The organism is Candidatus Palauibacter irciniicola (assembly GCF_965208695.1).
GTDB lineage: Bacteria > Gemmatimonadota > Gemmatimonadetes > Palauibacterales > Palauibacteraceae > Palauibacter > Palauibacter irciniicola.
Map to the genome: position 1 here is coordinate 1,118,383 of NZ_OZ242352.1, position 22,404 is coordinate 1,140,786.

Genomic DNA, 22,404 nt, shown 5'->3' on the forward strand with positions numbered 1-22,404 from the left:
GTGAAACCTTTCACAAGGGCGGGCATGAGCGGCAGAATTTCCGATTCGACGGTTCGACGCCTCTCCCTGTACCTCCGCATGTTGCGCGACCTCGAGCGAGCCGGCGCGGAGTTCGTGTCCAGTTCTCAGCTTGCCGAACCCTCGGGGGCCACCTCCGCCCAGGTCCGGAAGGACCTGAGCCACTTCGGCTCGTTCGGAAAACGCGGGCGGGGATACTCGGTCGACGGGCTCGTGCGGGCACTGGAAGAGATCCTCGGGCTCTCGCGCACCTGGAAGATCGCGCTGGTGGGCGTCGGCAAGATCGGGTCCGCGCTGCTCGGATACGGCGGGCTGGCGGCCCGCGGATTCGATGTCGTCGCCGCCTTCGATGTCGACGGGGCGAAGGTCGGGACCACGGCCTACGGACTCAGGATTCGTCCGATGACGGAGCTCCGGTCGGTCATCGCGGAGTGCGGGGCGGAGATCGGGGTCGTCGCGACCCCGACGGAGGTGGCCGCCGAGGTCGCCGCGGCACTCGAGCGCGCGGGCGTGGGCGCGATCCTCAACTTCGCGCCGATCGAACTCTCCGAAGTGAACGGCGTACCGATCCGGACGGTGGACATCGTGCTCGAACTGGAAGGCTTGAGCTACCTGATGTCCGAGGCGGGCCGGCGGACCGGGAGCGACGCGTGACGGGCGTGCACTTTGCGCCCGACGGAGTGCTGGTACGCCAGGCGCTGCGCCGGCTCGAGGACGGTCCGCGCTCGTCCGTCGAGCTCGCGGCCGAGGTGCTCGGAATGCACGGGTGTCCGCCGGCCATGGCCCGCCGGCTCGTCGGGCAGTTGCTCGACGGGATCCCCGAGGTGGCCCGTGAGGGGGAGGGCGGCGATGCGTGGCGGCTGGCCGCGGGAGGCCCACGGACCCGGAAGCCGACGGCCAGGAGGCTGCACGACCTCCGATACGCGGTCGTGGACGTCGAGACGAACGGCGGCGTCGCCGGAGGGAACGGTCGCGTGGTCGAAATCGCGATCGTGGATGTGGACCGTGGCGCCATCGGGGGGTGCTTTTCGACTCTCGTGGATGCCGGCGTGGCGATTCCGCCGTCGATCACGCGCCTCACCGGCATCCGCACGGAGATGACGCACGGCGCGCCGAGTTTCTCGCAGATCTGCGATCGGGTGCGCGGGCACCTTCGCGGCCGGGTTTTCGTCGCGCATAACGCGGCGTACGATTGGGGCTTCCTGCGCGCCGAGATGCGGCGGGCGGGGTCCGGCCTCCCGCGCGGGCCCCGCCTGTGCACGGTCCACATGGCGCGTCGACTGTTGCCGGGGCTCGAGCGCCGGGGCCTGGACTCGGTCGCCGACTACTACGGGATCGAGATCCGCGAACGTCACCGCGCGCGGGGCGACGCGGTCGCGACCGCCCGAATCCTCGTCCGCATGCTCGCGGACGCTGAGCGGCGCGGCTGGACGACGTGGCCCGCGCTCCGAAAGGCTCTCGGGCCGGTTCCGGGGCGCGGCCGCGGCAGACGGCGGGGCCCGCATCCCGAACGGCACGAACACGCGAACGACGGCATGAGCGATGGAACATGAGCGATAGCGAAAGAACCCCGGTCATCGTCTCCGCGGCGCGGCTCCCGACGGGCCGCTTCATGGGCGGACTCTCCTCCCTCGCGGCCCCGGACCTCGGCGGCCTCGCGATCTCGGCGGCGGTCGACCGGGCCGGCGTCGCCCCGGAAGAGATCGACGACGTGATCATGGGGAACGTCGTGCAGGCGGGGGTCGGACAGGCGCCCGCCCGCCAGGCCGCGATCCGCGGCGGGGTGCCCGTGACGGTCCCGGCGGTGACCGTGAACAAGGTCTGCGGCTCCGGCCTGAAGGCCGTCATGCTGGCGGCGCAGGCGATAAAGGCGGGTGACGCGCGGGTCGTCGTGGCCGGCGGGATGGAGTCGATGTCGAACGCCCCCTACCTCCTCCGGGGACACCGGGAGGGAGTGAAGTTCGGAGATCGCTCGCTCGTCGACGGCCTCATACACGACGGCCTGTGGTGCGCCTTCGGCACCTGCCACATGGGCGGCCACGCCGAGTACACGGCGCACAAGGCAGGGGTGAGTCGCGAGGATCAGGACGCCTACGCGCTCGGCAGCCATGAGAAGGCGATCCGTGCGATCGATGCCGGGGAATTCGCCGAGGAAGTCGTCCCCGTCCACATCGAGACCCGCAAGGGAACCGTGACGATCGACACGGACGAGACGCCGCGGCGCGGCACGTCGCTCGAGGCGCTCGCCAGGCTGAGACCCGCCTTCGCGGGCGATGCGCCCCCGGAGGTGACCGAACCCAGCGTCACGGCCGGAAACGCACCCGGCCTCAACGATGGGGGCGCGGCCACGGTCGTCGCGTCCGAGGCGTACGCCACCGCGCACGGTCTTCCGGTCCTCGGCCGGATCCGGGCCTATTCCGTCGGGGCGACCGCACCCCGCGATCTCTTCTTCGCGCCCGTCGCCGCCGTGCAGAAGCTCATGACGCTCGATGGGACGGTCGTCGCCGACTACGGGCTCGTGGAGATGAACGAGGCGTTCGCCGTCCAGTGTCTCGCGGATGCCCGCGAACTCGGACTGGATCTCGATCGTGTCAACGTCCGCGGAGGGGCGATCGCCCTGGGCCACCCGATCGGGGCTTCGGGCGCGAAGATCCTCACCACGCTCCTCCATGCCATGCGGGACCGAGACGTCGAGCGGGGGATGGCCACCCTGTGTCTGGGCGGGGGCAACGCGGTCGCGCTGAGCGTGGAACGCCGGTGAACGTAAAGCCTGAAGGCTGGGTCTGGGCCGGGAGGCTGGCGGCGTTCGCCGGTCTCTTCATCGCCTTCGGACTCGTGCTCGGGTTCGCGGTCGCGGTCATCGCCGGCCTTCCGGGCGCCGAGGCGATGGAGGCCATCGACTGGCGGAACGTCACGCCCGTGCTGCTCGCGGCTTGTGCGGCCACCTGGCTGCTGACTTCCGGCATCGACAGGCGCCCGCTGTCCGCCCTCGGACTGAGGCGCGGGCGTCCCGGTCTCGCTGAACTCGGTTCGGGCGCACTGGCGGGACTTGCGATCGTCGGCGCCGCCATTCTCGCCCTGGTCGCGCCGGGCTGGGTCTCCTGGTCCGCGTCCGCCGCACCTGTCCTCACGGGAGTGAAGGTCTCGGCCCTGCTGCTGGCGGCGGCGTTCACGGAGGAACTCCTCTTTCGCGGGTATCCCTTCCGCGTCCTTCACGTCCGATTCGGGCCCGTGCCCGCCGTAGTCGCGACGTCGGTGGCGTTCGGTCTCATGCACGGCGCCAACCCGGGGGTGACCCCGCTGGCGCTGGTCAACCTGACCCTGGCCGGCGTGTTGCTCGGCGTGGCGTACTGGCGTTCCGGCAGTCTGTGGTTCGTCACGGGCCTCCACTTCGGCTGGAACTGGGTGATGGCGGCGAGCGGTCTGCCCGTGAGCGGGCTCGACGTGTCGATCTCCGGCCTCGAAGCCGCCGTCACGGGTCCGGTGCTGTGGACCGGCGGCGCCTTCGGGCCCGAGGGTGCGCTGAGCATCACGTTCGTGACCGCGCTTGGAACCGTCTGGCTGTGGCGGGTCGCGGGGTCGCGAAGCCGCTCCGGTTCCCGGTTGTCGACGACGGCGGGAAGCCCCGGCGCCGAAGGGAGCTCCGATGCGCGCGGGTGACGTGTCGCGAGTCGGCGTCGTCGGCGCGGGTACGATGGGAAGCGGCATTGCCCACGTCTTCGCGCTTGCCGGCATCGAAGTCCGCCTCGTGGACGTGGACCCGGAAGCGCTCGGCCGGGCGCGTGCCTCCATCGAGCGAAATCTCGCGCGCCAGACCCGCCGGGACCTGATCTCCACCGAAGAGGCCGAGGCGGCGCTCGGCCGGATCACGGCGGAGCGGTCGCTGACGGCGCTCGAGGACGCGGAAGTCGTCGTCGAGGCCGCCAGCGAGGATCCGACGCTCAAGTTCCGGTTGTTCGAGGAGTTGTCCGCCGTCGTGGGTCCGGAGACGCTGCTGGCGTCGAACACGAGTTCGATCTCGATCACCCGCATCGCCTCGCACGCCGCGGACCCCGGGCGCGTGATCGGGATGCACTTCATGAACCCGGTGCCGGTCATGCGCCTCGTCGAGGTGATTCGGGGGCTCGAGACCTCCGACGAGGCGGCCGACCTCACGCTCGGCCTCTGCGCTCGGCTCTCGAAGACCGCGGTCCTGGCGAACGACTATCCCGGCTTCGTCGCCAACCGGATCCTGATGCCGATGATCAACGAAGCCGTGTATTGCCTCATGGAGGGCGTGGCGGAGGCCGAGGCGGTGGACACCGTGATGAAGCTCGGCATGAATCATCCCATGGGCCCGCTGGCGCTCGCCGACCTCATCGGACTGGACACGTGCCTCGCCATCATGCGCGTCCTGCACGCGGAACTCGGCGACTCCAAGTACCGCCCGTGTCCGCTGCTCGCGAAGTACGTCGCCGCCGGAAGGCTGGGCCGGAAGACGGGTCGCGGCTTCTACGACTACTCCGCGGCATGATGACCGGCCGCCGCTCCTGGTCTGCCCTCGAACTCTCGTCCGAGGCGGAGCAGATCCTCACGCTCGCCCGCCAGTTCGCCGAAGAGCGGTTGCAGCCCACGGCGGAAGCCCGGGACGCGAACGAGGACCGCTTCGATGCCGACATCCACCGCGAACTGGGCGAGCTCGGCTTCCTCGCGATGCGGGTGCCGGAGCGGTACGACGGCCTCGGGCTCGATCTCGTCACGTACCTCTACGTGCTGGAGGAACTCGCCTGGGGAGATGCGGGGGTCGCGGTCTCCGTCAGCATCCACAACTCGCTCGCCGCCGGGATCCTGCTTCGCCGCGGAAGCGAGGCACAACGGGACGAATGGCTTCCCCGGATGGCCAGCGGAGAAGTCCTCGGCGCCTTTTCCCTCTCCGAGGCCGGCGCCGGTACGGACGCCGCGGCGCTTCGCACGCAGGCCACGCCCACGGAAGGCGGCTGGATCCTCAACGGCGAGAAGATGTGGGTGACGAACGGCGCCTCCGCGGATGTGGTCCTGACCTTCGCCAGGACGGACACGGCGGAGGACCGGCGTGGGTCGCGCGGCATCAGCGCCTTCCTTCTGCCGCGCGGGACGGACGGCCTTTCGGTCGGAAGAAAAGAGAGAAAGATGGGGCAGCGGGGCTCGGAGACGATCGCTTTGTCTCTGAAGGATGTGTTTGTGCCGCAGGAACTTATGGTAGGTGAGGTAAACCGGGGCTTCAGCTACGCGCTCGAAGGCCTCGAGGCGGGCCGGCTCGGGATCGCCGCGCAGGCCCTCGGCATCGCCTCGGCCGCGATGGACGCGGCGTTCGAATACGCGGACACGCGGCGCCAGTTCGGACGGTCGCTGCGGAAGTTTCAGGGGATGGAATTCAAGCTCGGCGACATGGTGACCCGGCTTGAGGCCGCCCGGGGACTGCTCGAGCGGGCGGCCGCCGCGCACACGATCGGGGACCCGCGGGCGCGCCGCCTCTCCAGCGTGGCCAAGCTGTTTGCGAGCGAGACCGCGATGACGAACGCCCGCGAGGCCGTTCAGGTCTTCGGAGGCTACGGGTACTCGCGGGAATACCCCGTGGAACGTCTGTTCCGGGACGCGAAGGTCACCGAGATCTACGAGGGAGCCAACGAAATGCACCGCAGCCTGATCGCGCGGCAACTCTACAGAGAGAGGGGATACGTGTGAGTGCGACGGCGGAACCTGCAGCCAGCGGCGCCCTGGACCCGCGCCCGCTCCGCGAGATGGATCCCGCGGTGGCGGCCTCGATCGACCGGGAGCTCGAGAGGCAGCGTATGGGTCTGGAGCTGATCGCCAGCGAGAACTTCGTTTCCCGGGGGGTCCTCGAGGCGACCGGCTGCGTGATGACGAACAAGTACGCGGAGGGCTATCCCGGGCGCCGCTACTACGGCGGCTGCGAGTTCGTGGACGAGGTCGAGAACCTTGCCCGCGAGCGCGCGCACCGGCTGTTCGGGGCGGACCACAGCAACGTCCAGACGCACAGCGGCTCGGGTGCGAACATGACCGCGCTCCAGGCGCTCACCGAACCGGGGGCGACGCTCCTCGGGATGGACCTCTCGCACGGGGGGCACCTGACGCACGGTTCGCAGGTCAACTTCTCGGGTCTCTGGTATCGGGTCGTCCCCTACGGCGTGAGAGCCTCGGACCGGACGATCGACTACGACGCGCTCCGGGCGACCGCGCTGGACGTGCGTCCTTCCGTCATCATCGCGGGGGCCAGCGCCTACCCCCGACGGATCGACTTCGAGCGTTTCGCGGAGATCGCCGAGGAGTGCGGCGCCCGCGTCCTCGTGGACATGGCGCACATCGCGGGCCTCGTCGCGACCGGACACCACCCCTCTCCGGTGCCGCACGCGGATGTCGTGACGACGACGACGCACAAGACGCTGCGCGGGCCGCGGGGCGGGCTCATCCTGTGCCGCGAAGAACATGCGAAGGCGGTCGACAAGGCCGTGTTCCCCGGACTCCAGGGCGGTCCCCTGATGCACGTGATCGCCGCGAAGGCGGTCGCGCTCGGGGAGGCGTTGCGCCCCGAGTTCGGTGAGTACTCGGATCTCGTCGTGCGCAACGCCCGCGCGCTGGGACGGCGGCTGGCCGAACACGGCTACGATCTCGTGGGTGGAGGGACGGATACCCACCTCCTCCTCGTGGACCTGCGGACGACGGATCTCACGGGCAAGGATGCGGAGGCGCTCCTGGGTCGGGCGGGCATCACCGTCAACAAGAACACCGTGCCTTTCGAGACTCGTTCGCCCTTTGTCGCGTCCGGCATAAGGATCGGGACGGCGGCGGTGTCGACCCGCTCCATGAGCGAGAGCGAAATGGAGAGAATCGCCGATCTCATGGACCGCGCCCTGCGCTCGGAAGGCGATGATGCGACGCTCTCGGCGGTCGACGCCGAGGTCCGGGCGCTGTGCGAGGATTTCCCGCTCTACCCGGAGAATGAGGGCGTTCGCGGGGAGGGCCTAGCTTGACGCCAACTTTTTCTCCCGTCTAACTTTGCCGCTAATGTCCTTGCGGGCAGTGCGCATGACGGCCGGGAAAGGGGCCTGGGACGAGGTGAGAAGAGGTGGACACAGCGGGCGTTCTGACGGGCATCAGGAAGGGCAATCCCAGGTATACGGAAGCCGCGTACCTGTTCCTGCTCTCCGCTCTCCAGCGCCGGTTGTCCAGCCTTGAACTGCCTCGTCACATCAGCGGCGCCGAAGTCGCCGACGCGGTCCGGGAACTCGCGCTGGAGCGGTTCGGCCCTCTGGCGCGGACCGTACTCGAGCACTGGGGCGTGCACGGCACGACGGACATCGGCGAGATCGTCTTCGCGCTGGTTGAATGTGGAGTGCTGATCAAACAACCCGACGATTCGCGAGAGGACTTCGAGGGGCTCTTCAGCTTCGACGAAGCTTTTGAGGACAGCTACCCCTGGAGCGCGTAGGGGAGGAACTGGAAGGGGAGGGGGTGAACGCGTGGCCGATTCGGGGTCGTTCACGGAGTGCTTGAGTTGCACAAAGGGGGTCCTGCTCCCGCTTTCGGACTACGGACGCGACGGGGCACCGATCCGGTACAAGGCATGGGTCTGCTCGAACCCCAAATGCGGGTTCAACATCCGGATCGACAACGGTGAGATCAGCTTCGGACGTAACGTCCAGCAGTCCTACAAGTAACCTCCCCGGCGGAGTCTCCTCCGCCGCGCGGAGTCCCGCCATGCGGGTTCCCGCCTTCCCGCCATCCGACTGGTGGCGCTGCGCCGCCCGCGAGGTGTGGCTGCCCACCGCGGCCGAAATGGCGGAGATCGACCGCGTCGCCATCGAATCGGGGGCGATACCCGAACGCGCCCTGATCGAGAACGCGGGTCGGGCGTTGGCGCGCCACGTGCACGAACGGTTCCCGGCCGGCCGCGTCGCGGTCCTCGCGGGAAGCGGCCACAACGGCGCCGACGCCCTCGTGGCGGGACGGACCCTTTCCGCGTGGGGGCGATCCGTCGGGTTCGTCCGGTGCGGAAGCCGAACCCCGGATCCGGATGTCCTCGCGGGCTGGAGCCTCGCTCTCGATCCGCCCGAAGCGCTGGAGCGGGAACTCGCCGCGGCCGATGTCGTCATCGACGGCATTCTGGGGACGGGCCTGACGACGGCGCCCCGCCCGCCCCAGGCGAGGATCATCGAACGCGTGAACGCGGCCCGGGCCGCCGTGGTGTCGGCCGATGGTCCCAGCGGCGTGGACTTCACCACGGGTCGCGTGCCGGGCGCCGCGATTCGGGCCGACCTGACCGTCACTTTCGGGTGGCCGAAGACGGGCCTGCTGAGTTTCCCGGCGCGCGAGCGCACCGGCGACCTGATTTCGGTGGAAATCGGCTTTCCGCCGCCGGAGCCGCCGCCGTCCGCCCGGGCCGTGACGGCGGCATGGGTGGCCGGCCTCCTCGGAGAGCGGGCCGCCGACGGCCACAAGGGCGACGCCGGCTATCTCGCGATCGTCGGTGGAGAGCGGGGCATGGCCGGCGCCGCGGTGCTCGCCGCCCGCGCCGCGATCCGGGCCGGGGCCGGCATCGTGCGCGTCGTGAGTGCCCCGGAGAACCGGGAGATCGTGCAGGCCGGCGTGCCCGAGGCCGTATTCGTGGACTGGTCCGCGCCGGAGGCGGTGGGGTCGGCGCTGAACTGGGCCGGCGCGGTGGCGGTCGGACCGGGTCTGGGAACGGGGCCGGGGCGGGCGGAGTTGGTACGGCGCGCGCTGGAGGATGGGTCCGTACCGCTCGTGCTCGATGCGGACGCCCTGAACGTCGTTTCGGCGGAGGCGGCGGAGGCCGGGGCGCCGCCCGGTCCGCTGGCTCCGCGCCGCTCCGTCCTCCTGACGCCGCATCCGGGCGAGATGGCGCGGTTGCTCGGAACGTCCGTCGGCGAGGTACGCGGGGATGCCCGGGCCGCGGCCCGGCGGCTCGCCGATGCGACGCGCGCGACCGTGCTGCTCAAGGGCGCGCCGACCTGGGTGGCTCGGCCGGGCGGCGAACTGCGCGCGACCACGCTGGTGAGTCCGGCGTTCGCGAGCGGCGGCATGGGCGACGTGCTGACGGGGGTGTGCGGCGCCTTTCTGGCGTCCGGCCTCGGCCCCGCCGACGCGGCGTCCGCCGCCCTGACGCTCACGGCGCTCGCAATTCTGCGCGACGTGGACGAGATCGGCGGATCCGCGGCGGATGTCCCCGACGCGCTGCCGGACGCCCGCCGGGCGCTGGGCACGGTGCGATCCGGAGCCTGGCCGGGGGTCAACCTCGCCCTTCCCGCCGCGCCGGCCCCCGCGGCCGGGGACCGGATCGGATGAACGTCGCCGGTCCGGCGCTCGCGGAGGGGCCCGAGACGGCGCGCATTCGGGCCTTCCTGGACGGAGCGGGCGCGGCCGGCGGCGCCACGGACCCGGCCGTCACCGTCACGCTGCCGGTCGGGGATGACGCCGCCGCCTTTCGTCCTCCGGACGGCGCGCAGGTGGTGGTGAGCTGCGATGCGAGCGTGGAGGGGGTCCACTTTCGCCGCGAATGGATGACGTGGGAGACGATCGGGTACCGTGCGGCCGCGTCGGCGCTGAGCGACCTCGCGGCCATGGCCGCGACTCCCGTCGGCCTCGTCGTGGCGGCGGCGCTGCCCCCGGAACTGGACGTCGAGATCGCCGCGGCCCTCGGGCGAGGGGTGGGAGAGATCGCCGGCCGGGTCGGCGCGGAGGTCCTCGGCGGCGACCTGGTGGCGTCGCCGGGTCCCGCGTTTCTCGACGTCACGGTCCTCGGTTACGCCGCGGCCCCGACGACGCGGAGCGGAGCGCGTCCTGGTGATGAGCTGTGGGTGACCGGTGAACTCGGCGCGGCCGCGGCCGCGCTGCGCGATCTGGAGCGGGGACTGGAGCCGGACCCGCGGGCCCGCCGGGCCTTCGACCGCCCGCTCCCCCGCATCGACGAGATGCGGTGGCTCCGGGATCGGGTCGGGATCCACGCCGCGATCGATCTATCGGACGGAGTGATGCGGGATGCGCGCCATCTCGCGGCGGCCTCCGGAGTCGCCCTGAAAGTCGAGGCGGATCGCCTGCCGGCGGCCCCCGCCCTCGAGGGCTTTCGTCAGGCGCCGGCCGGGGAACGCCTCCTGCTCGCCGGTGGCGAGGACTACGAACTGCTCCTGGCCGTACCATCCGGAGCCATGCGGGAGGCGGAACGGGCATTCGCCGTCGCGTTCGATCTCCCGCTCACGCGCATCGGGAGCGCGCGCGAAGGGGAGGGGCTGACCGTGAGCGGGCGGTTGAATCCGGCGCTTCCCGCGGGGTTCGACCATTTCGAGGCGGGGCGTTGATCAGGACGGCGATCTTCTACGTCGCCCTCGTGCTCTCAACGATCTTCTTCGGGGCCATGGCGGCGACGGTTTCTCTCGTCGGAGGCGGCCGGGCCTGGATGGACCGGGCCAACCGGGGCTGGGCTCGCTCCGTGCTTTGGGCCGCGGGCGTGCGCGTCACGGTCCACGGCCTCGAGCACCTTCACCCGTCGGGGGTCCAGGTCATCGCCGCGAACCACCAGTCGTACTTCGACATCTGGGCGCTCATCGCCGGTCTCCCCGCGTCCGTGCGCTTCATCGCGAAGCGTGAGTTGGGGAACATTCCGATGCTCTCCGTGGGGATGCGTTCGGCGGGGCATGTGCTCATCGACCGCGACCGGCCCCGCAGCGCAAAAGAAACGCTGCGGGAGGCGGGTGGCCGGATGCGGGCCGAGCAGCTGACGCTCGTGCTGTTTCCCGAGGGCACCCGGTCGCGCGACGGCCGACTCGGCCGCTTCCGGCGCGGTGCCTTCGCCCTCGCGCTGGAGACCGGGGCGCCCCTGGTTCCCGCGGCGGTGGATGGCGGCCAGCGTGTCTATCCGCCCGGCGCGAAGCGGGTGAGGCCCGGCTCCATCACCGTGCGGCTGGGGCCGGCGATTCGGCTGGAGGAAGCGGAGCCGGCCGACCGGAGGGCGTTGATGCGCGAGACCCGCGCCGCCATCGAGGCGATGCTCCCGGGTGGAAGCCCGGACGGAGGCGCGTCCAGGTAGCCGTGGTGCCGCCCGAATACGACACCAGGGTGGTCCGCGCGACTTGTTCGGGGGACGCGGGGCCCTATCTTCGGGCACGGGTGGAGGAAGACGCGATCGCCGGGATCGCCGGGGGAGGGGACACGCCTGCATGAACCGCCCCATACATCACCGAAGCCGAAACGCGCCGTGACGGCCATCGTCCGGGTCGCGGGCCGCGAGATCGTCGATTCGCGCGGCAACCCGACGGTCGAGGCCGACGTGCACCTCGAGAGCGGCGCGACCGGCCGCGCCGCCGTCCCGAGCGGCGCATCGACGGGAGAGCACGAATCGGTCGAGCTGCGCGACCGCGACCCCGCGCGCTACGGGGGCAAGGGCGTGCGGCGCGCCGTCGCGCACGTCAACGGGGAGATCGCCGCGACGGTGCGAGGGCGGGACGCCTCGGACCAGCGCGGGCTCGACGCCGCGCTCATCGCGCTCGACGGTACGCCGAACAAGGGCCGCCTCGGGGCGAACGCGATCCTCGCCGTTTCCATGGCGGCGGCGCGCGCGGCCGCGGCTTCGGCGGGAGCGCCCCTGTTCCGGCACCTCGGCGGGGATCCGCACGTCCTCCCGGTCCCGATGCTGAATATCCTCAACGGGGGCGCGCACGCGAACAACACCGTCGACATACAGGAGTTCATGATTCTGCCCGTCGGCGCGCGCAGCTTCTCCGAGGGTCTGCGGGTTGGCGTGGAGGTGTTCCACGGGCTGCGGCGCCGACTGTCGGATGCGGGGTATTCGACCGCCGTCGGGGACGAGGGCGGGGTGGCGCCGGATCTGTCTTCGAACCGCGAGGCTCTGGACCTCATCATGGCCGCGATCGTCGACGCGGGCTACGAGCCCGGCACCGAGGTCGCGCTCGCTCTTGATTGTGCCGCATCGGAGTTCTACGACGCGAAGGCCGGAGTGTACCGGCTCGAGAGCGCTGGCGAAGCGGGGGAACTCGACGCGCGGTCCCTCGTGTCGCTCTATGAGGACTGGCTGGAGGCGTACCCCATCGTCTCGATCGAGGACGGGCTCCACGAGGACGACTGGGAGGGGTGGGCGGCCCTCACGTCCCGGCTCGGAGGCCGCGTTCAGCTCGTCGGCGACGATCTCTTCGTGACCGACGTGGATCGCCTGGCTCGCGGCATCGAGGCCGGGGTCGGGAACGCGATCCTCATCAAGCTCAACCAGATCGGGACCGTGAGCGAGACGCTGGATGCGATCCGCCTCGCCGCGGAGGCGGACTTCGGCGTCGTCATCTCGCACCGCTCGGGGGAGACGGCCGACACGTTCATCGCGGACCTCGCGGTGGCGACGAACGCCGGGCAGATCAAGACGGGAAGCGCGTGCCGTTCGGAACGCGTCGCGAAGTACAACCAGCTGCTGCGGATCGAGGAACGGCTCGGCTCGAGGGCGACCTATCCGGGATCCGCCGTGTACGGAGGCCGATGATGGCGGAGGCGGCCAACCGTCGGCTCGCGCGGGCCATCACGTTCATCGCCCTCATCGGAGCGGGTTACTACTGGATGGTGGGCGGAGAATACACGAGAGCGGGACTTGTCCGACTCGAGAGGGAGATCGAATCGCGGAGAGCGGAGAGCACGGCCCGCGCAGACGAACTCGCGGCGATCCGGGCCTGGGCCGACAGTCTCGTGTCGAACTCCTGGGCGATCGAGCGCGTGGCGCGGGAGCGGTACGGATTCGTCCGTCCCGACGAGATTCTGGTGCGGTTCGTCGAGTTGGGCGACCGGGAAGATCTTCCCCCCGCGGCGCCCCCGGCGGAGGACGTGCCGTAGCGGGTGCGGCGAAGGCCCCGCTGCGTTCGAACGGTGCCGCGTCCGGTCGGCGGCTTGCCCCGCGCGCCACGACGTGTAGGATTGCGGACCCACAAGCATGGCAGGGTAGCTCAGCCTGGTAGAGCAAGGGACTCATAAGCCCTGGGTCGGGGGTTCAAATCCCCCCCCTGCCACTCGTTATGGCGGCGCAACACGAACTCGGAGCCGGGCCCGTGCGGGCCCTCGTGCGGTTCTCCGGCGAGCTCTCGACCAAGGCGCGCCGGACGCGGTCGCGCTTCCAGAATCGGCTCGCGACCAACCTGCGCGATGCGTTCGACGCCGAAGGGATCGACGCCGCGCTCGAGTCCGGCTGGAGCCGCTTCCACGTCGAGAGCCCGGACGCGGCCTTCCTCGATCCGCTCCTGCGCACCTTCGGCGTGTCCAGTTGTTCCGTGCTGGCCGGAGAGTGCGAGGCGGATCTCGATACGATCGTCGCCACGGGCACGGCCCTCTTCGCCGAATCCGTGCGGGGCCGGAGCTACGCGGTGCGGGCGCGCCGCTCCGGTTCGCACGGCTTCTCCTCCTCCGACATCCAGCAGCGTCTCGGTGCGGCCCTCAACCCCGGCGCCACCGTGGACCTCGGCGATCCCGACGTCACCGTGTTCGTCGAGGTCCGCGACGAACGGGTTTTCTTTCACGAGGACCGGATCCGGGGACCGTCCGGCCTGCCGCTCGGAGTGCAGGGACACGCCCTGGCCCTCATCTCCGGCGGCTTCGATTCGGCCGTCGCCGCCTGGATGGCGCTGCGCCGGGGGATTCGCCTCGACTACGCCTTCTGCAACCTCGGCGGGAGCGCGTACGAGCGGATGGTCGTGGAGGTCACGAAGATCCTGGCGGATCGCTGGAGCTACGGGACGCGGCCCCGGCTGCACGTCCTCGAGTTCGGCCCGGTCGTCGAGGCGATGCGGGCCCGCGCCAAGCCCGCCTACCTGCAGGTCGTCCTCAAGCGGATGATGTATCGGGCGGCGGCGACGATCGGGGAACGGATCGGGGCCGACGCGATCGTCACCGGCGAGTCGGTCGGACAGGTCTCCTCGCAGACGCTCCGCAATCTCCGCGCGATCGAGAACGCCTCCTCGCTTCCGGTGCTGCGACCCCTGCTCGGATTCCACAAGGAGGAGATTCTGGACCGGGCGCGCGAGATCGGCACCTACGACCTCTCCGCCCGCGTGCGCGAATACTGCGACCTCGTGCCGCAGCGGCCGGTCACGGCGTCGTCGCCGGAGGCCGCCGCGGCGCAGGAGTCGGCCGTGGGCTTCGAGGAACTCGACGAGGCGGTCGCCGGCGCGGCCACGCACGATGTGCGCGCCCTGCGTCCGGAATCCATGGTCGGGGCGTCCCTCTACGTGGCCGACGTGCCCGACGGGGCGGTCATCCTCGACACCCGCGCCCGCGATGCGTTCGAGGCCTGGCACTGGCCGGGGGCGACCCTTCGCGACCTCCCGCAACTGGAGCGGGACTTCGGCGAACTCGATCGCGACGCGACCTACGTGCTCTGCTGTGCGGAGGGCGTGCGAACGGCTTACCTGGCCGAGGTCATGCAGCGAGCGGGGTACGAGGCCTACTCCTTCCTCGGCGGGGCGCCCCGCATGCGGCGCGTCGCGCGAGGCCGGTCGGGGATCGACTGATCGCGGCCCGTTTTGACACCCCCGCCCGTGCGGGGCGAGCTTGGGCGGCATGAGCGGAAACAAGCGCGGAATGACGGCGGCCCTGGAGGCCGTGCGGCAGGGTGAAGTGCCCACGCACGTCGCCGTCATCATGGACGGGAACGGCCGCTGGGCGAGACAGCGTGGCCTGCCGCGATGGGAAGGGCACCGCGCGGGCATGACGGCGGTGCGGGAGATCATCGAAGGGGCGGTGGAGGCCGGCGTGGCCCACCTCACCCTGTACGCCTTCTCGGATGAGAACTGGTTCCGGCCTTCCATGGAAGTCGAGGCGCTGATGACGCTCCTCCAGGAGTATGTGAGGAGCCAGCGCGAAGCCCTCGTCAGGCACGGAATCCGGGTCACCGTGTTCGGCGACCGCCTGCGGCTTCCGGAGGAGGCCCGGCAGGCGATCGCGGAACTCGAGGCATCGACGGAGGGGGGGGCGGCCCTGGAGGTGCACCTCGCGATCAGCTACGGATCGCGGGCGGAACTCGCGGGGGTGGCGCGAACGCTGGCGCAGCGTTGTCTGGAGGGCGAGCTGGCCCCGGAGGAGATCGACGCCGAACGCTTCGGGGCCGAACTCCTGACGAGGGACTGGCCGGATCCGGACCTTCTGATCCGCACCTCGGGGGAGCAGCGCATTTCCAACTTCCTCCTCTGGCAGCTCGCGTACGCGGAACTCTTCGTGACGGATGTCCTGTGGCCCGACTTCACCCGGGAGCACCTGTTCGCCGCGCTCGTCGACTACCGGCGCCGCGAGCGGAGGTTCGGACTGGTGAAGACGTGAGGCCGCCCGGTCCGGCATGAGCTCCAATCTTCGCAAGAGACTCGCGGTCGCGGGGGTCGGAGTCCCCCTCTGCGCGCTGCTGACCTACGCCGGCGGGGTCGTCTTCGTCGCGGGGCTGGGCGCGGCGGCCGCGCTCGGCTACCGGGAATTCGCCGCGATGATGCGAGGGACGGGGACGCGGGTCCTCGTGCTCCCGGGAGCGGTGGCCGCGTTTCTCTTCCCGTTCGCCGTCCTTGCGGGCGGTCTCGAGGGCGGCGGATCCTATGCGGCGGGCCTGATGCTCGCCTTCCCCGCGCTCGCGCTCGCGACGGTGGAGCTCTCGGAGCGGCCGATCCGGGCCGCCGCCTGCACGACGTTCGGAGTCTTCTACGTCGGAGGGCTGCTCGCGCTGGGCGTCCCCCTGCGCGAAGGCGGGCTCCTGTCGGCGTCCGGCGACGATGCGGGCGCCGGACGGATGGCCGGTACGCTGCTCTTCTTCCTTCCGGTCGTCATCACGTGGCTTGCCGACACCGCGGCGTACCTCGGCGGACGAGCGTTCGGGAAACGCCCGCTCGCGCCGCGCGTGAGTCCCAACAAGACGGTGGCGGGAGCCGTGTGCGCGCTGCTGGCGGGCATCGCCGCGGCCGTCGTCTATCCGCGATTCCTCCTCCCGGACATCTGGGTACTGAACCTGGTCTCCACGCTGGCCTTCGGGCTGGTCGTGACGGGACTGGCGATCATCGGGGATCTCGCGGAATCCGCTCTCAAGCGCGAGTGCGGCGTGAAGGACTCGTCGGGTCTGCTCCCCGGGCACGGGGGCATGCTGGACCGGCTCGATTCCATCCTGTGGGCGGTCCCGGCCGCGTTCCTCTTCCTCCTCTTCGCGTGATCAACGTCGCCGTCCTCGGCGCCACGGGATCCGTCGGCGGGGGCACGCTCGAGGTGATCCGCCGCCACCCGGCGCGGTTTCGCGCCGCCGTCCTGACGGCGAACCGCAACTGGAAGGCGCTCGACGCGCTCGCGCTCGACGAGGCCCCGGATTTCGTCGTGCTCGGGACTCCGCCCCCGGACGACTTCGCGCCGCGCTGGACCGGAGAGTGGCGCTTCGGCGCCGCGGCGCTCGCGGAGGCTGCCGGATCGTCGGGGATCGACATCGTTCTCAACGCGGTCGTCGGGTTCGCCGGACTCGACGCGACGCTGGCGGCGCTGGGGGCGGGGAAGCGGCTGGCGCTCGCCAACAAGGAGTCGCTCGTGGCGGGGGGAGACCTCGTGATGCGCGCGTTGCGCCGCGGCGGCGGCGAACTCCTGCCCGTGGACAGCGAACACTCCGGCGTCCATCAGTGCCTGGCCGGGCGTCCCGTGTCGGAGGTCGCGCGGGTCACTCTCACGGCTTCGGGTGGTCCCTTCCGCGAGTGGCCGGCGCCCCGACTCGCCACCGTGACGCGGGCCGACGCGCTGCGTCACCCCACGTGGTCGATGGGAGCCAAGATCACGATCGACTCCGCCACGCTGGCGAACAAGGCGCTCGAAGTCATCGAGGCGCACACGTTGTTCGACCTCCCCTACGAGCGCATCGAGGTCGTCGTGCACCCCACGTCGATCGTCCACTCCCTCGTCGAATTCAGGGACGGTTCCTCGCTCGCGCAGCTCGGCCGGCCCTCGATGGAGATTCCGATCCTGTGGGCTCTCGGCTACCCCGACCGGCTGGATGACGCACGCCGGGAGGCGGGGTTCGACCCCGTACGGGACGGTCCGCTGGAGTTCGAACCGGTGCGGGAAGACGATTTTCCCCTCTTTCGCGCGGGGGTCGCGGCGGGAAAGGCCGGAGGCGAGTTTCCGGTGGCCTTCAACGCGGCCAACGAGGTTGCGGTCGAGCGGTTCCTCTCCGGGGATGTCGGCTTCCGGGAACTCGCCGATGTCGTGCTTCGTACGCTGGAACGGTTCTCGTCGCGCGCCATCGAATCGGTGGAGGATGCCAGGCGCGTCGACGCCCGGGCGCGCGCCATCGCCCGCGACCCACATGGGGAGTCCAAGTCGGGAGACGCTGAGTGATCGTAACGATTCTGGTAACCATTCTTGTTCTGGGCGTGCTCATTTTCGTGCACGAACTGGGGCATTTTGCCGCTGCGAAGAGCGTCGGGATCGACGTGCCGCGGTTTTCGATCGGCCTGGGCCCGAAGATGGTGGGGTTCCGGCGCGGTGGAACGGAGTATGTCCTCTCCTGGATCCCGCTTGGCGGCTACGTCAGAATGGCGGGGATGGCGGACGAGGAAGTGACGTCGACCCTCGAGGGGGGAGGCGACCCGGTGGAGACGGCGGGGCGCAGACCGGGCCCGGGCCCTGGAGACTTCGACGGGAAGCCGCTCTGGGCCCGCGTCTTCGCGATCTCGGCCGGCGTCATCATGAACTGGCTGTTCGCGGTCGTCGCCTTCGCGGCGATCGCGATGGGGCGTGGCGTGTTCGAGCCGCGGATCGCCGAGGTCGCGCCCGGGTCGCCCGCGGCGGAGGCGGGACTTCGGAGCGAAGACCTGATCCTGCGCGTGGATGGCACGGCGGTGCACGACCCCGCGCAGGTGACGATGCGGATCGAGCGCCGCCCGGGCGAATCCATCGACATCGTCGTGGAGCGGGAAGGGGAGCGACTCACCTTCGTTGCGACGCCCGAGACGGTCGAGCAGTACTCGGACCTCACGGGAGAATCGAGGACGGTCGGGCGCATCGGGATCTCCATCGGCGCCGACGGAGGTCGAGCGGGTCCCATCGCGGCGCTGGGGCGCGGGTGGTCGGACGCAGCCTACTGGGGTGGCGCCGTCGTCCAGTTCCTCGCGGACCTGGTCACCGGACGAAGTTCGGCGCGCGAGGTCGGCGGCCCCATCCTGATCGGGGAGATTTCCGGCCGCGCCGCGCGCGCGGGATTCTGGGAACTCCTGAGTTTCATGGCGATCATCAGCATCAATCTCGCCGTCTTCAACCTGCTGCCGATTCCCGTCCTCGACGGGGGCCACCTCCTCTTCCTGGGGATCGAGGCGGTCCGGGGCCGGGCGCTCAGCGTCCAGGCGCGCGTGCGGTTCACGACGGTGGGGATGGTCTTCGTCCTCGCCCTCATGGTGTGGGCCGTGGGGAACGACGTGCTGAGGGTGCTTCTCCGCTAGCGCGCGGGCAGACCGACGGTGGGCCGCGCGCAGGGCCGGCGTCAGATCGGGAGAGAGAGCTGTTCGGCGTCGGCGCGGGCCCTCGCAAGCTCGGCCACGTCGTAGCGGGGACTGGGTTCCTCCTGAGCGGCGGCGTCCAGTAGTCCATCGTATCCCGCCGGCGCCAGGCCTTCCGCGACCCTGTCCAGGGCGAGTTCCCGGTCGTTGCACTCCTGGCTCAGGTGGGCGAGCAGGATCCCGCCCAGTCCCGGGTGCGCGAGTTCCCGCGCGAACTCGGCGGCGTGCCGGTTGGAGAGATGTCCGCGGCTGCCCCCGATCCGCTGCTTGACCCGCCAGGGATAGGAAGCGGCCCGCAGACGGTGTTCATCGTGGTTCGCTTCCATCACGAGAAAGGCGCATTCCCGGAGCGCCACGCGGACCGGCATCGTCGGTCTCCCGAGGTCCGTCGCGATCCCCACGCGCAGGCCCGTGGGCCGGTGCAGGACCGTGACGGCGACGGGTTTCGCGGCATCGTGCGCGGTGGGGGCGGCCTCGATCGAGAGGTCGCCGATCTCGAGTCCCGTGAGCGGCAGGTCCCCGCATCGCTCCTGCCCGCGCAGAAGGGGGGCGCAGGCGCGGCGTGTCGGGGGGTTCATCGCGAGTGGCCAGCCCCAGCGGCGTGCTCCGATGCCGATGCCCGCCGCGTGATCCCGGTGTTCGTGCGTGACGACGACGAGGTCGATGGCCTCGGGCTCCACGTCGAGTTCGGCGAGTCGACGGGCGAGCTGAACCCCCGAGAACCCCGCATCGACGAGCACGCGGGCGCGGTCGCCCTCCACGAGGAACGCGTTGCCGCGGCTGCCCGAGCCCAGTGAGGCGACCGTCAGGCTCACGCGCCGCGGGCCTCGTCCCAGACGTCGCCCAGCCAGTCCCGGAATTCCCGGGTCCCTTCGAGCCCCCGGCGCTCGACGACCCGGACGGCGGTGGAGAGGAAGTCGCCGCGGCGGTGCGGCTCCGGGCTCCGGCCCCCTCCCCACGAGAATGGCTCCACCCACCGGGGCGGCGACTCGGGGTCGAAAAGGCTGGAGCCGGCGCCGACGACCGTGCCGGTTTCCAGCCGAGTGCCGACGCCGGTCTTCACGTGGTCGCCGAGCAGGCAGCCGAACTTGAGGAGCCCGGTGTCCCGCCGCGCGCCCGGCGGCCCTACCCGGATCGGACCATACGTGTGTTTGAGATCGCTGTTCACCGTGGCCGCGCCGAGGTTGACCCAGCGGCCGAGGTACGCATGGCCGAGAAACCCGTCGTGCGCCTTGTTCGAATAGCCCAGGGTCGTGACGCGGTCGACCTCGCCGCGCACCCGGGAGCGGGGTCCCCCCGAAAAGCGGGAGATGTGGCCCCCGAGGAGCTGCGAGCCGGCTCCCGCGTAGAGCGGCCCGCCGAGTCGGGTGCCGGCGCGGACCCGGACTCCGGCACCGAGTTCGATCGGGCCCTCGCGCGCATCGAAGAGCACGCCGGGTTCCACGTGCGCGCCCTCGCCGAAGCGGATCGGGGCGTCCCCGAGGCGCCAGCAGCCGTCCGGAAGTTCCGGCGCCTCCGGGCCCGGCGCGGCCGCCAGGTCCGCGGCCAGCCGGTCGGATCCGGCGGACACGAGGTCCCACGGGTGTCGAAGCCAGGCGCCGGGGACCGCGCGGTCGGGCAGCCCGGGCCGGGGGCGGGGCGCGGCGAACCAGTCCGCCCGCGGCGGCTCGGCGTCGGCGCCCAGGCGGACGCCCGCCAGCCGATCGGCGACCCAGAGGTTGGCGGGCGCGCCGCTCCACCCCGCGTCGAGCGACGGGACGGCCCGGGCGTTCCAGGCGGTACAGGGCGCGAAAAGCCCGTCCGGATCCAGACAGCGCGGCGCCCCGGGCTCCGCGTACCGGCGCAGCCATGGGCGCGTCACGTGACCCGCCACGCGCGTTCGGGCGACCCGTTCCAGCCGCTCGCGCAACGTCCAGCGGCCGAAGATGAGTTCGCCGCACGGCCGGGTGAGCGCGAAAGGGGCCCAGCCGTCCGCCCGGTCGTCGTCGAACATGATCAGCGTCGTCAACGCGGCGCTTCGGAAGAGGATGACGGGTCCGGGTCGATCCGTCCCAGGCGAGCGTCGAGTCCCGCGGCCTCTTCGCGCGGCATCACGAGGAGTTCGCCGTTCGCCTCCACGATGACGAGATCCGACACTCCGATCACCGTGGCCCGGCAGGACTCGGTCCACACGACGTTGTCCGCCGCGTCGATGAGACGAGCGGAGCCGACCGAAGCGTTTCCCGCCTCGTCCACCTCCCTGGAGCGCAGGAGCGCGCTCCACACGCCGAGGTCGTCCCAGGCGAATCGGGCCTCCACGGCGGCCACGCGCTCGGCTCGCTCCATCACGCAGACGTCGATCGCGACCGGCTCGGCGCGGGCGTAGAAACCCTCCGCATCGCCGCGTTCCAGCGCCGGCCAGGCTCCCGCGAGTTCGCGCGCGCTACGTCGGGCGGCCTCGAGCAGGTCGGCGGCTCGCCATACGAAGATGCCGGAGTTCCAAAGGAAGCGTCCCGACTTCAGGTATTTTCGGGCCGTGGCGGGATCCGGCTTCTCCACGAAACGCCGCACCTCCAGTGCGCCGGAGTCGGTCTCTCGTCCGGTCTCCACGTACCCGAAGCCGGTCTCGGAACGGTCCGGCCGCACGCCGACGCAGCACAGGTACCCCTCCCGGGCCGCTTGGAGGGCCGGCCGCAGCGTCTCGGCGAGCGCCTCCGGGGGCTCGATGCGGTGGTCCGCGTGCATGGAGATCATCAGGGCGCCCGGGTGAGCCCGCTCGATTTCGGCCGCGGCCCAGACGAGGGCCGGCCCGGTTCCGCGCGCCTTCGGCTCGATGAGCGCATCGACGCCCGCCGCATCCAGGCTCGGGCGCATGAGCTTCACGAGGCGTTCGGCCGCGACGACCCGCACGCGCGCGGGGCCCACCAGCGCGACGGCACGGGCGAGCGTATCCTCGATGAGCGGGTTGGGACCGGCCAGGGGCAGGAGCTGCTTCGGACGGGCCGGGGTCGACGCGGGCCAGAACCGGCGGCCGATCCCGCCCGCGAGGACCGCGCAGTACGCGTCGAGGTGCACCGACAGAGCCTCCCTCCCGTCCTCCGAACCGCCCTCGCGTGCGCCGGGATCTTCCCGCCGCGGGCCGGCCGCGACGCGGCCAAGCTACGGACGCCGCGGGTGCCGCGCCACGTTGCCGGCCCGCTCGGCCGATCCCGCTGCGCCGGGGTGTTTTTTCTTGCCCGAGTCCCCCCCGGGCGACAGTTTTCGCGCCATGTTCCCCCGACACCGAACCTGTCCGTCCATCCGGCTCGGAGCGCTGGTCCTCGCACTCGCGGCGACGGCCTGCGACGATCCGTTCGATGCCTTCCTCGGCGATGTCCCGCTCACGCCGACGGAGGTCACGCTGTATGACTACGTGACGGGCCGCCTCGAAGATCCTCCGGCGTTCGACATCGTACTCGCGGTCCCGGCTCGCGTGGACCAGACGCTGAACTGGGATTTCCTCTTTCGGATCCGGGACGGGGCGCCGGAACTCGTCCCCTTCTCGGCGGTCGCGGACAGCGTAACGGATGCGGGTCTGCAGATCACCGGCGAACGCTTCGACGCCGTGCTCGAGGCCCCGGAGCAGGGGTACACGCTGAACGCGCCCGTCGCGGTGCAGCCGGGGGACGTGCTCATCGCGCGCAGTCGCGTCGACCCGAACAACTTTCTCGCGTGCAGCCGCTACGCGAAGCTGCAGGTGCTCTCCATCGATCCCGAAGCGGGCACGCTCGTCTTCCGCCACCTGGTGAACCCGAACTGCGGAGACATCGTCCTCGAACCGGGAACGCACGGTTCGTTGTGACGTCCCGTCCGGCCGATCCCGCCC

23 protein-coding genes and 1 tRNA gene are annotated in these 22,404 nt (G+C 71.1%); 21 read left to right on the forward strand and 3 right to left on the reverse strand.

Annotated features, from left to right (window positions below; genetic code table 11):
• Positions 1-24: 24 nt before the first annotated feature.
• The 20 genes from ACOGI9_RS04605 (at position 25) to rseP (ending at position 18,503) form a co-directional block, all read left to right on the forward strand.
• Positions 25-672: a redox-sensing transcriptional repressor Rex gene (locus ACOGI9_RS04605; protein WP_419858714.1), complete on the forward strand. Its 648-nt coding sequence runs from the start codon at positions 25-27 to the stop codon at positions 670-672.
• Positions 669-1,571: a PolC-type DNA polymerase III gene (locus tag ACOGI9_RS04610; protein ID WP_419858715.1), complete on the forward strand. Its 903-nt coding sequence runs from the start codon at positions 669-671 to the stop codon at positions 1,569-1,571. Before ACOGI9_RS04605 ends, ACOGI9_RS04610 begins: the two co-directional genes overlap by 4 nt.
• Entirely contained in the window at positions 1,568-2,779 is a 1,212-nt protein-coding gene (locus ACOGI9_RS04615) for an acetyl-CoA C-acyltransferase (RefSeq protein WP_419858716.1), read from the forward strand. The genes ACOGI9_RS04610 and ACOGI9_RS04615 overlap by 4 nt, the downstream gene beginning before the upstream one ends.
• Positions 2,776-3,678: a CPBP family intramembrane glutamic endopeptidase gene (locus tag ACOGI9_RS04620; protein WP_419858717.1), complete on the forward strand. Its 903-nt coding sequence runs from the start codon at positions 2,776-2,778 to the stop codon at positions 3,676-3,678. Before ACOGI9_RS04615 ends, ACOGI9_RS04620 begins: the two co-directional genes overlap by 4 nt.
• Positions 3,665-4,531: a 3-hydroxyacyl-CoA dehydrogenase family protein gene (locus tag ACOGI9_RS04625; protein ID WP_419858718.1), complete on the forward strand. Its 867-nt coding sequence runs from the start codon at positions 3,665-3,667 to the stop codon at positions 4,529-4,531. The genes ACOGI9_RS04620 and ACOGI9_RS04625 overlap by 14 nt, the downstream gene beginning before the upstream one ends.
• Entirely contained in the window at positions 4,528-5,721 is a 1,194-nt protein-coding gene (locus tag ACOGI9_RS04630) for an acyl-CoA dehydrogenase family protein (protein ID WP_419858719.1), read from the forward strand. Before ACOGI9_RS04625 ends, ACOGI9_RS04630 begins: the two co-directional genes overlap by 4 nt.
• 56 nt (positions 5,722-5,777) lie before the next feature.
• Positions 5,778-7,028, forward strand: a complete 1,251-nt coding sequence (glyA, locus tag ACOGI9_RS04635) for a serine hydroxymethyltransferase (protein ID WP_419859235.1) — start codon at positions 5,778-5,780, stop codon at positions 7,026-7,028.
• Between the two features lie 95 nt (positions 7,029-7,123).
• Complete coding sequence (locus ACOGI9_RS04640) at positions 7,124-7,486, forward strand: Minf_1886 family protein (protein ID WP_310780407.1); 363 nt, start codon at positions 7,124-7,126, stop codon at positions 7,484-7,486.
• A gap of 31 nt (positions 7,487-7,517) precedes the next feature.
• Positions 7,518-7,715 carry a hypothetical protein gene (locus tag ACOGI9_RS04645; protein ID WP_419858720.1) on the forward strand — a complete coding sequence of 66 codons (198 nt, stop codon included), beginning with the start codon at positions 7,518-7,520 and terminating at the stop codon, positions 7,713-7,715.
• Positions 7,716-7,755: 40 nt separating this feature from the next.
• Positions 7,756-9,360: an NAD(P)H-hydrate dehydratase gene (locus ACOGI9_RS04650; protein WP_419858721.1), complete on the forward strand. Its 1,605-nt coding sequence runs from the start codon at positions 7,756-7,758 to the stop codon at positions 9,358-9,360.
• Positions 9,357-10,370 (forward strand): thiamine-phosphate kinase, encoded by a 1,014-nt coding sequence (gene thiL / locus ACOGI9_RS04655; RefSeq protein ID WP_419858722.1) that lies wholly within the window; start codon positions 9,357-9,359, stop codon positions 10,368-10,370. The genes ACOGI9_RS04650 and thiL overlap by 4 nt, the downstream gene beginning before the upstream one ends.
• Positions 10,367-11,098, forward strand: coding sequence for a lysophospholipid acyltransferase family protein (locus tag ACOGI9_RS04660; protein ID WP_419858723.1), 732 nt, complete (start codon positions 10,367-10,369; stop codon positions 11,096-11,098). Before thiL ends, ACOGI9_RS04660 begins: the two co-directional genes overlap by 4 nt.
• Before the next feature lie 168 nt (positions 11,099-11,266).
• Positions 11,267-12,556: a phosphopyruvate hydratase gene (gene eno / locus ACOGI9_RS04665; RefSeq protein ID WP_419858724.1), complete on the forward strand. Its 1,290-nt coding sequence runs from the start codon at positions 11,267-11,269 to the stop codon at positions 12,554-12,556.
• Positions 12,556-12,900, forward strand: a complete 345-nt coding sequence (locus tag ACOGI9_RS04670) for an FtsB family cell division protein (protein ID WP_419858725.1) — start codon at positions 12,556-12,558, stop codon at positions 12,898-12,900. The genes eno and ACOGI9_RS04670 overlap by 1 nt, the downstream gene beginning before the upstream one ends.
• A gap of 99 nt (positions 12,901-12,999) precedes the next feature.
• Positions 13,000-13,073 (forward strand) — tRNA-Met (locus ACOGI9_RS04675).
• A gap of 6 nt (positions 13,074-13,079) precedes the next feature.
• A complete protein-coding gene (thiI, locus tag ACOGI9_RS04680; protein ID WP_419858726.1) occupies positions 13,080-14,567 on the forward strand; it encodes a tRNA uracil 4-sulfurtransferase ThiI in 1,488 nt (495 codons plus the stop codon).
• A 70-nt stretch (positions 14,568-14,637) separates the two neighbouring features.
• Positions 14,638-15,372, forward strand: a complete 735-nt coding sequence (gene uppS / locus ACOGI9_RS04685) for a polyprenyl diphosphate synthase (protein WP_419858727.1) — start codon at positions 14,638-14,640, stop codon at positions 15,370-15,372.
• Positions 15,373-15,388: 16 nt separating this feature from the next.
• On the forward strand, positions 15,389-16,240 hold the full coding sequence (locus ACOGI9_RS04690) for a phosphatidate cytidylyltransferase (protein ID WP_419858728.1): 852 nt from the start codon (positions 15,389-15,391) through the stop codon (positions 16,238-16,240).
• Positions 16,237-17,403, forward strand: a complete 1,167-nt coding sequence (gene dxr / locus ACOGI9_RS04695; RefSeq protein ID WP_419858729.1) for a 1-deoxy-D-xylulose-5-phosphate reductoisomerase — start codon at positions 16,237-16,239, stop codon at positions 17,401-17,403. Before ACOGI9_RS04690 ends, dxr begins: the two co-directional genes overlap by 4 nt.
• Positions 17,400-18,503, forward strand: coding sequence for an RIP metalloprotease RseP (gene rseP / locus ACOGI9_RS04700; protein WP_419858730.1), 1,104 nt, complete (start codon positions 17,400-17,402; stop codon positions 18,501-18,503). Before dxr ends, rseP begins: the two co-directional genes overlap by 4 nt.
• A gap of 41 nt (positions 18,504-18,544) precedes the next feature.
• Here the strand turns inward: rseP and ACOGI9_RS04705 are convergent, their stop codons facing one another.
• Genes ACOGI9_RS04705 through ACOGI9_RS04715 form a run of 3 tightly spaced genes read right to left on the reverse strand, consistent with a single transcriptional unit; the run spans position 18,545 to position 21,614 of the window.
• The gene (locus ACOGI9_RS04705) at positions 18,545-19,375 is read right to left on the reverse strand and encodes an MBL fold metallo-hydrolase (protein WP_419858731.1); all 831 of its coding nucleotides are present in this window, start codon (positions 19,373-19,375) and stop codon (positions 18,545-18,547) included.
• Positions 19,372-20,568: a putative sugar nucleotidyl transferase gene (locus ACOGI9_RS04710; RefSeq protein ID WP_419858732.1), complete on the reverse strand. Its 1,197-nt coding sequence runs from the start codon at positions 20,566-20,568 to the stop codon at positions 19,372-19,374. The genes ACOGI9_RS04705 and ACOGI9_RS04710 overlap by 4 nt, the downstream gene beginning before the upstream one ends.
• The gene (locus tag ACOGI9_RS04715) at positions 20,565-21,614 is read right to left on the reverse strand and encodes a mannose-1-phosphate guanylyltransferase (RefSeq protein WP_419858733.1); all 1,050 of its coding nucleotides are present in this window, start codon (positions 21,612-21,614) and stop codon (positions 20,565-20,567) included. Before ACOGI9_RS04715 ends, ACOGI9_RS04710 begins: the two co-directional genes overlap by 4 nt.
• Positions 21,615-21,807: 193 nt before the next feature.
• On the opposite strand from ACOGI9_RS04715, the gene ACOGI9_RS04720 reads away from it, so the two are divergent.
• On the forward strand, positions 21,808-22,380 hold the full coding sequence (locus ACOGI9_RS04720; RefSeq protein WP_419858734.1) for a hypothetical protein: 573 nt from the start codon (positions 21,808-21,810) through the stop codon (positions 22,378-22,380).
• Positions 22,381-22,404 lie beyond the last annotated feature (24 nt).

Coding starts and splice junctions, on each gene's coding strand:
- ACOGI9_RS04720 (WP_419858734.1), top strand. CDS start 21,808: ATGTTCCCCCGACACCGAACCTGTCCGTCCATCCGGCTCGGAGCGCTG.
- ACOGI9_RS04615 (WP_419858716.1), top strand. CDS start 1,568: ATGAGCGATAGCGAAAGAACCCCGGTCATCGTCTCCGCGGCGCGGCTC.
- ACOGI9_RS04625 (WP_419858718.1), top strand. CDS start 3,665: ATGCGCGCGGGTGACGTGTCGCGAGTCGGCGTCGTCGGCGCGGGTACG.
- ACOGI9_RS04690 (WP_419858728.1), top strand. CDS start 15,389: ATGAGCTCCAATCTTCGCAAGAGACTCGCGGTCGCGGGGGTCGGAGTC.
- uppS (WP_419858727.1), top strand. CDS start 14,638: ATGACGGCGGCCCTGGAGGCCGTGCGGCAGGGTGAAGTGCCCACGCAC.
- ACOGI9_RS04605 (WP_419858714.1), top strand. CDS start 25: ATGAGCGGCAGAATTTCCGATTCGACGGTTCGACGCCTCTCCCTGTAC.
- thiL (WP_419858722.1), top strand. CDS start 9,357: ATGAACGTCGCCGGTCCGGCGCTCGCGGAGGGGCCCGAGACGGCGCGC.
- ACOGI9_RS04630 (WP_419858719.1), top strand. CDS start 4,528: ATGATGACCGGCCGCCGCTCCTGGTCTGCCCTCGAACTCTCGTCCGAG.
- thiI (WP_419858726.1), top strand. CDS start 13,080: ATGGCGGCGCAACACGAACTCGGAGCCGGGCCCGTGCGGGCCCTCGTG.
- glyA (WP_419859235.1), top strand. CDS start 5,778: ATGGATCCCGCGGTGGCGGCCTCGATCGACCGGGAGCTCGAGAGGCAG.
- ACOGI9_RS04670 (WP_419858725.1), top strand. CDS start 12,556: ATGGCGGAGGCGGCCAACCGTCGGCTCGCGCGGGCCATCACGTTCATC.
- ACOGI9_RS04650 (WP_419858721.1), top strand. CDS start 7,756: ATGCGGGTTCCCGCCTTCCCGCCATCCGACTGGTGGCGCTGCGCCGCC.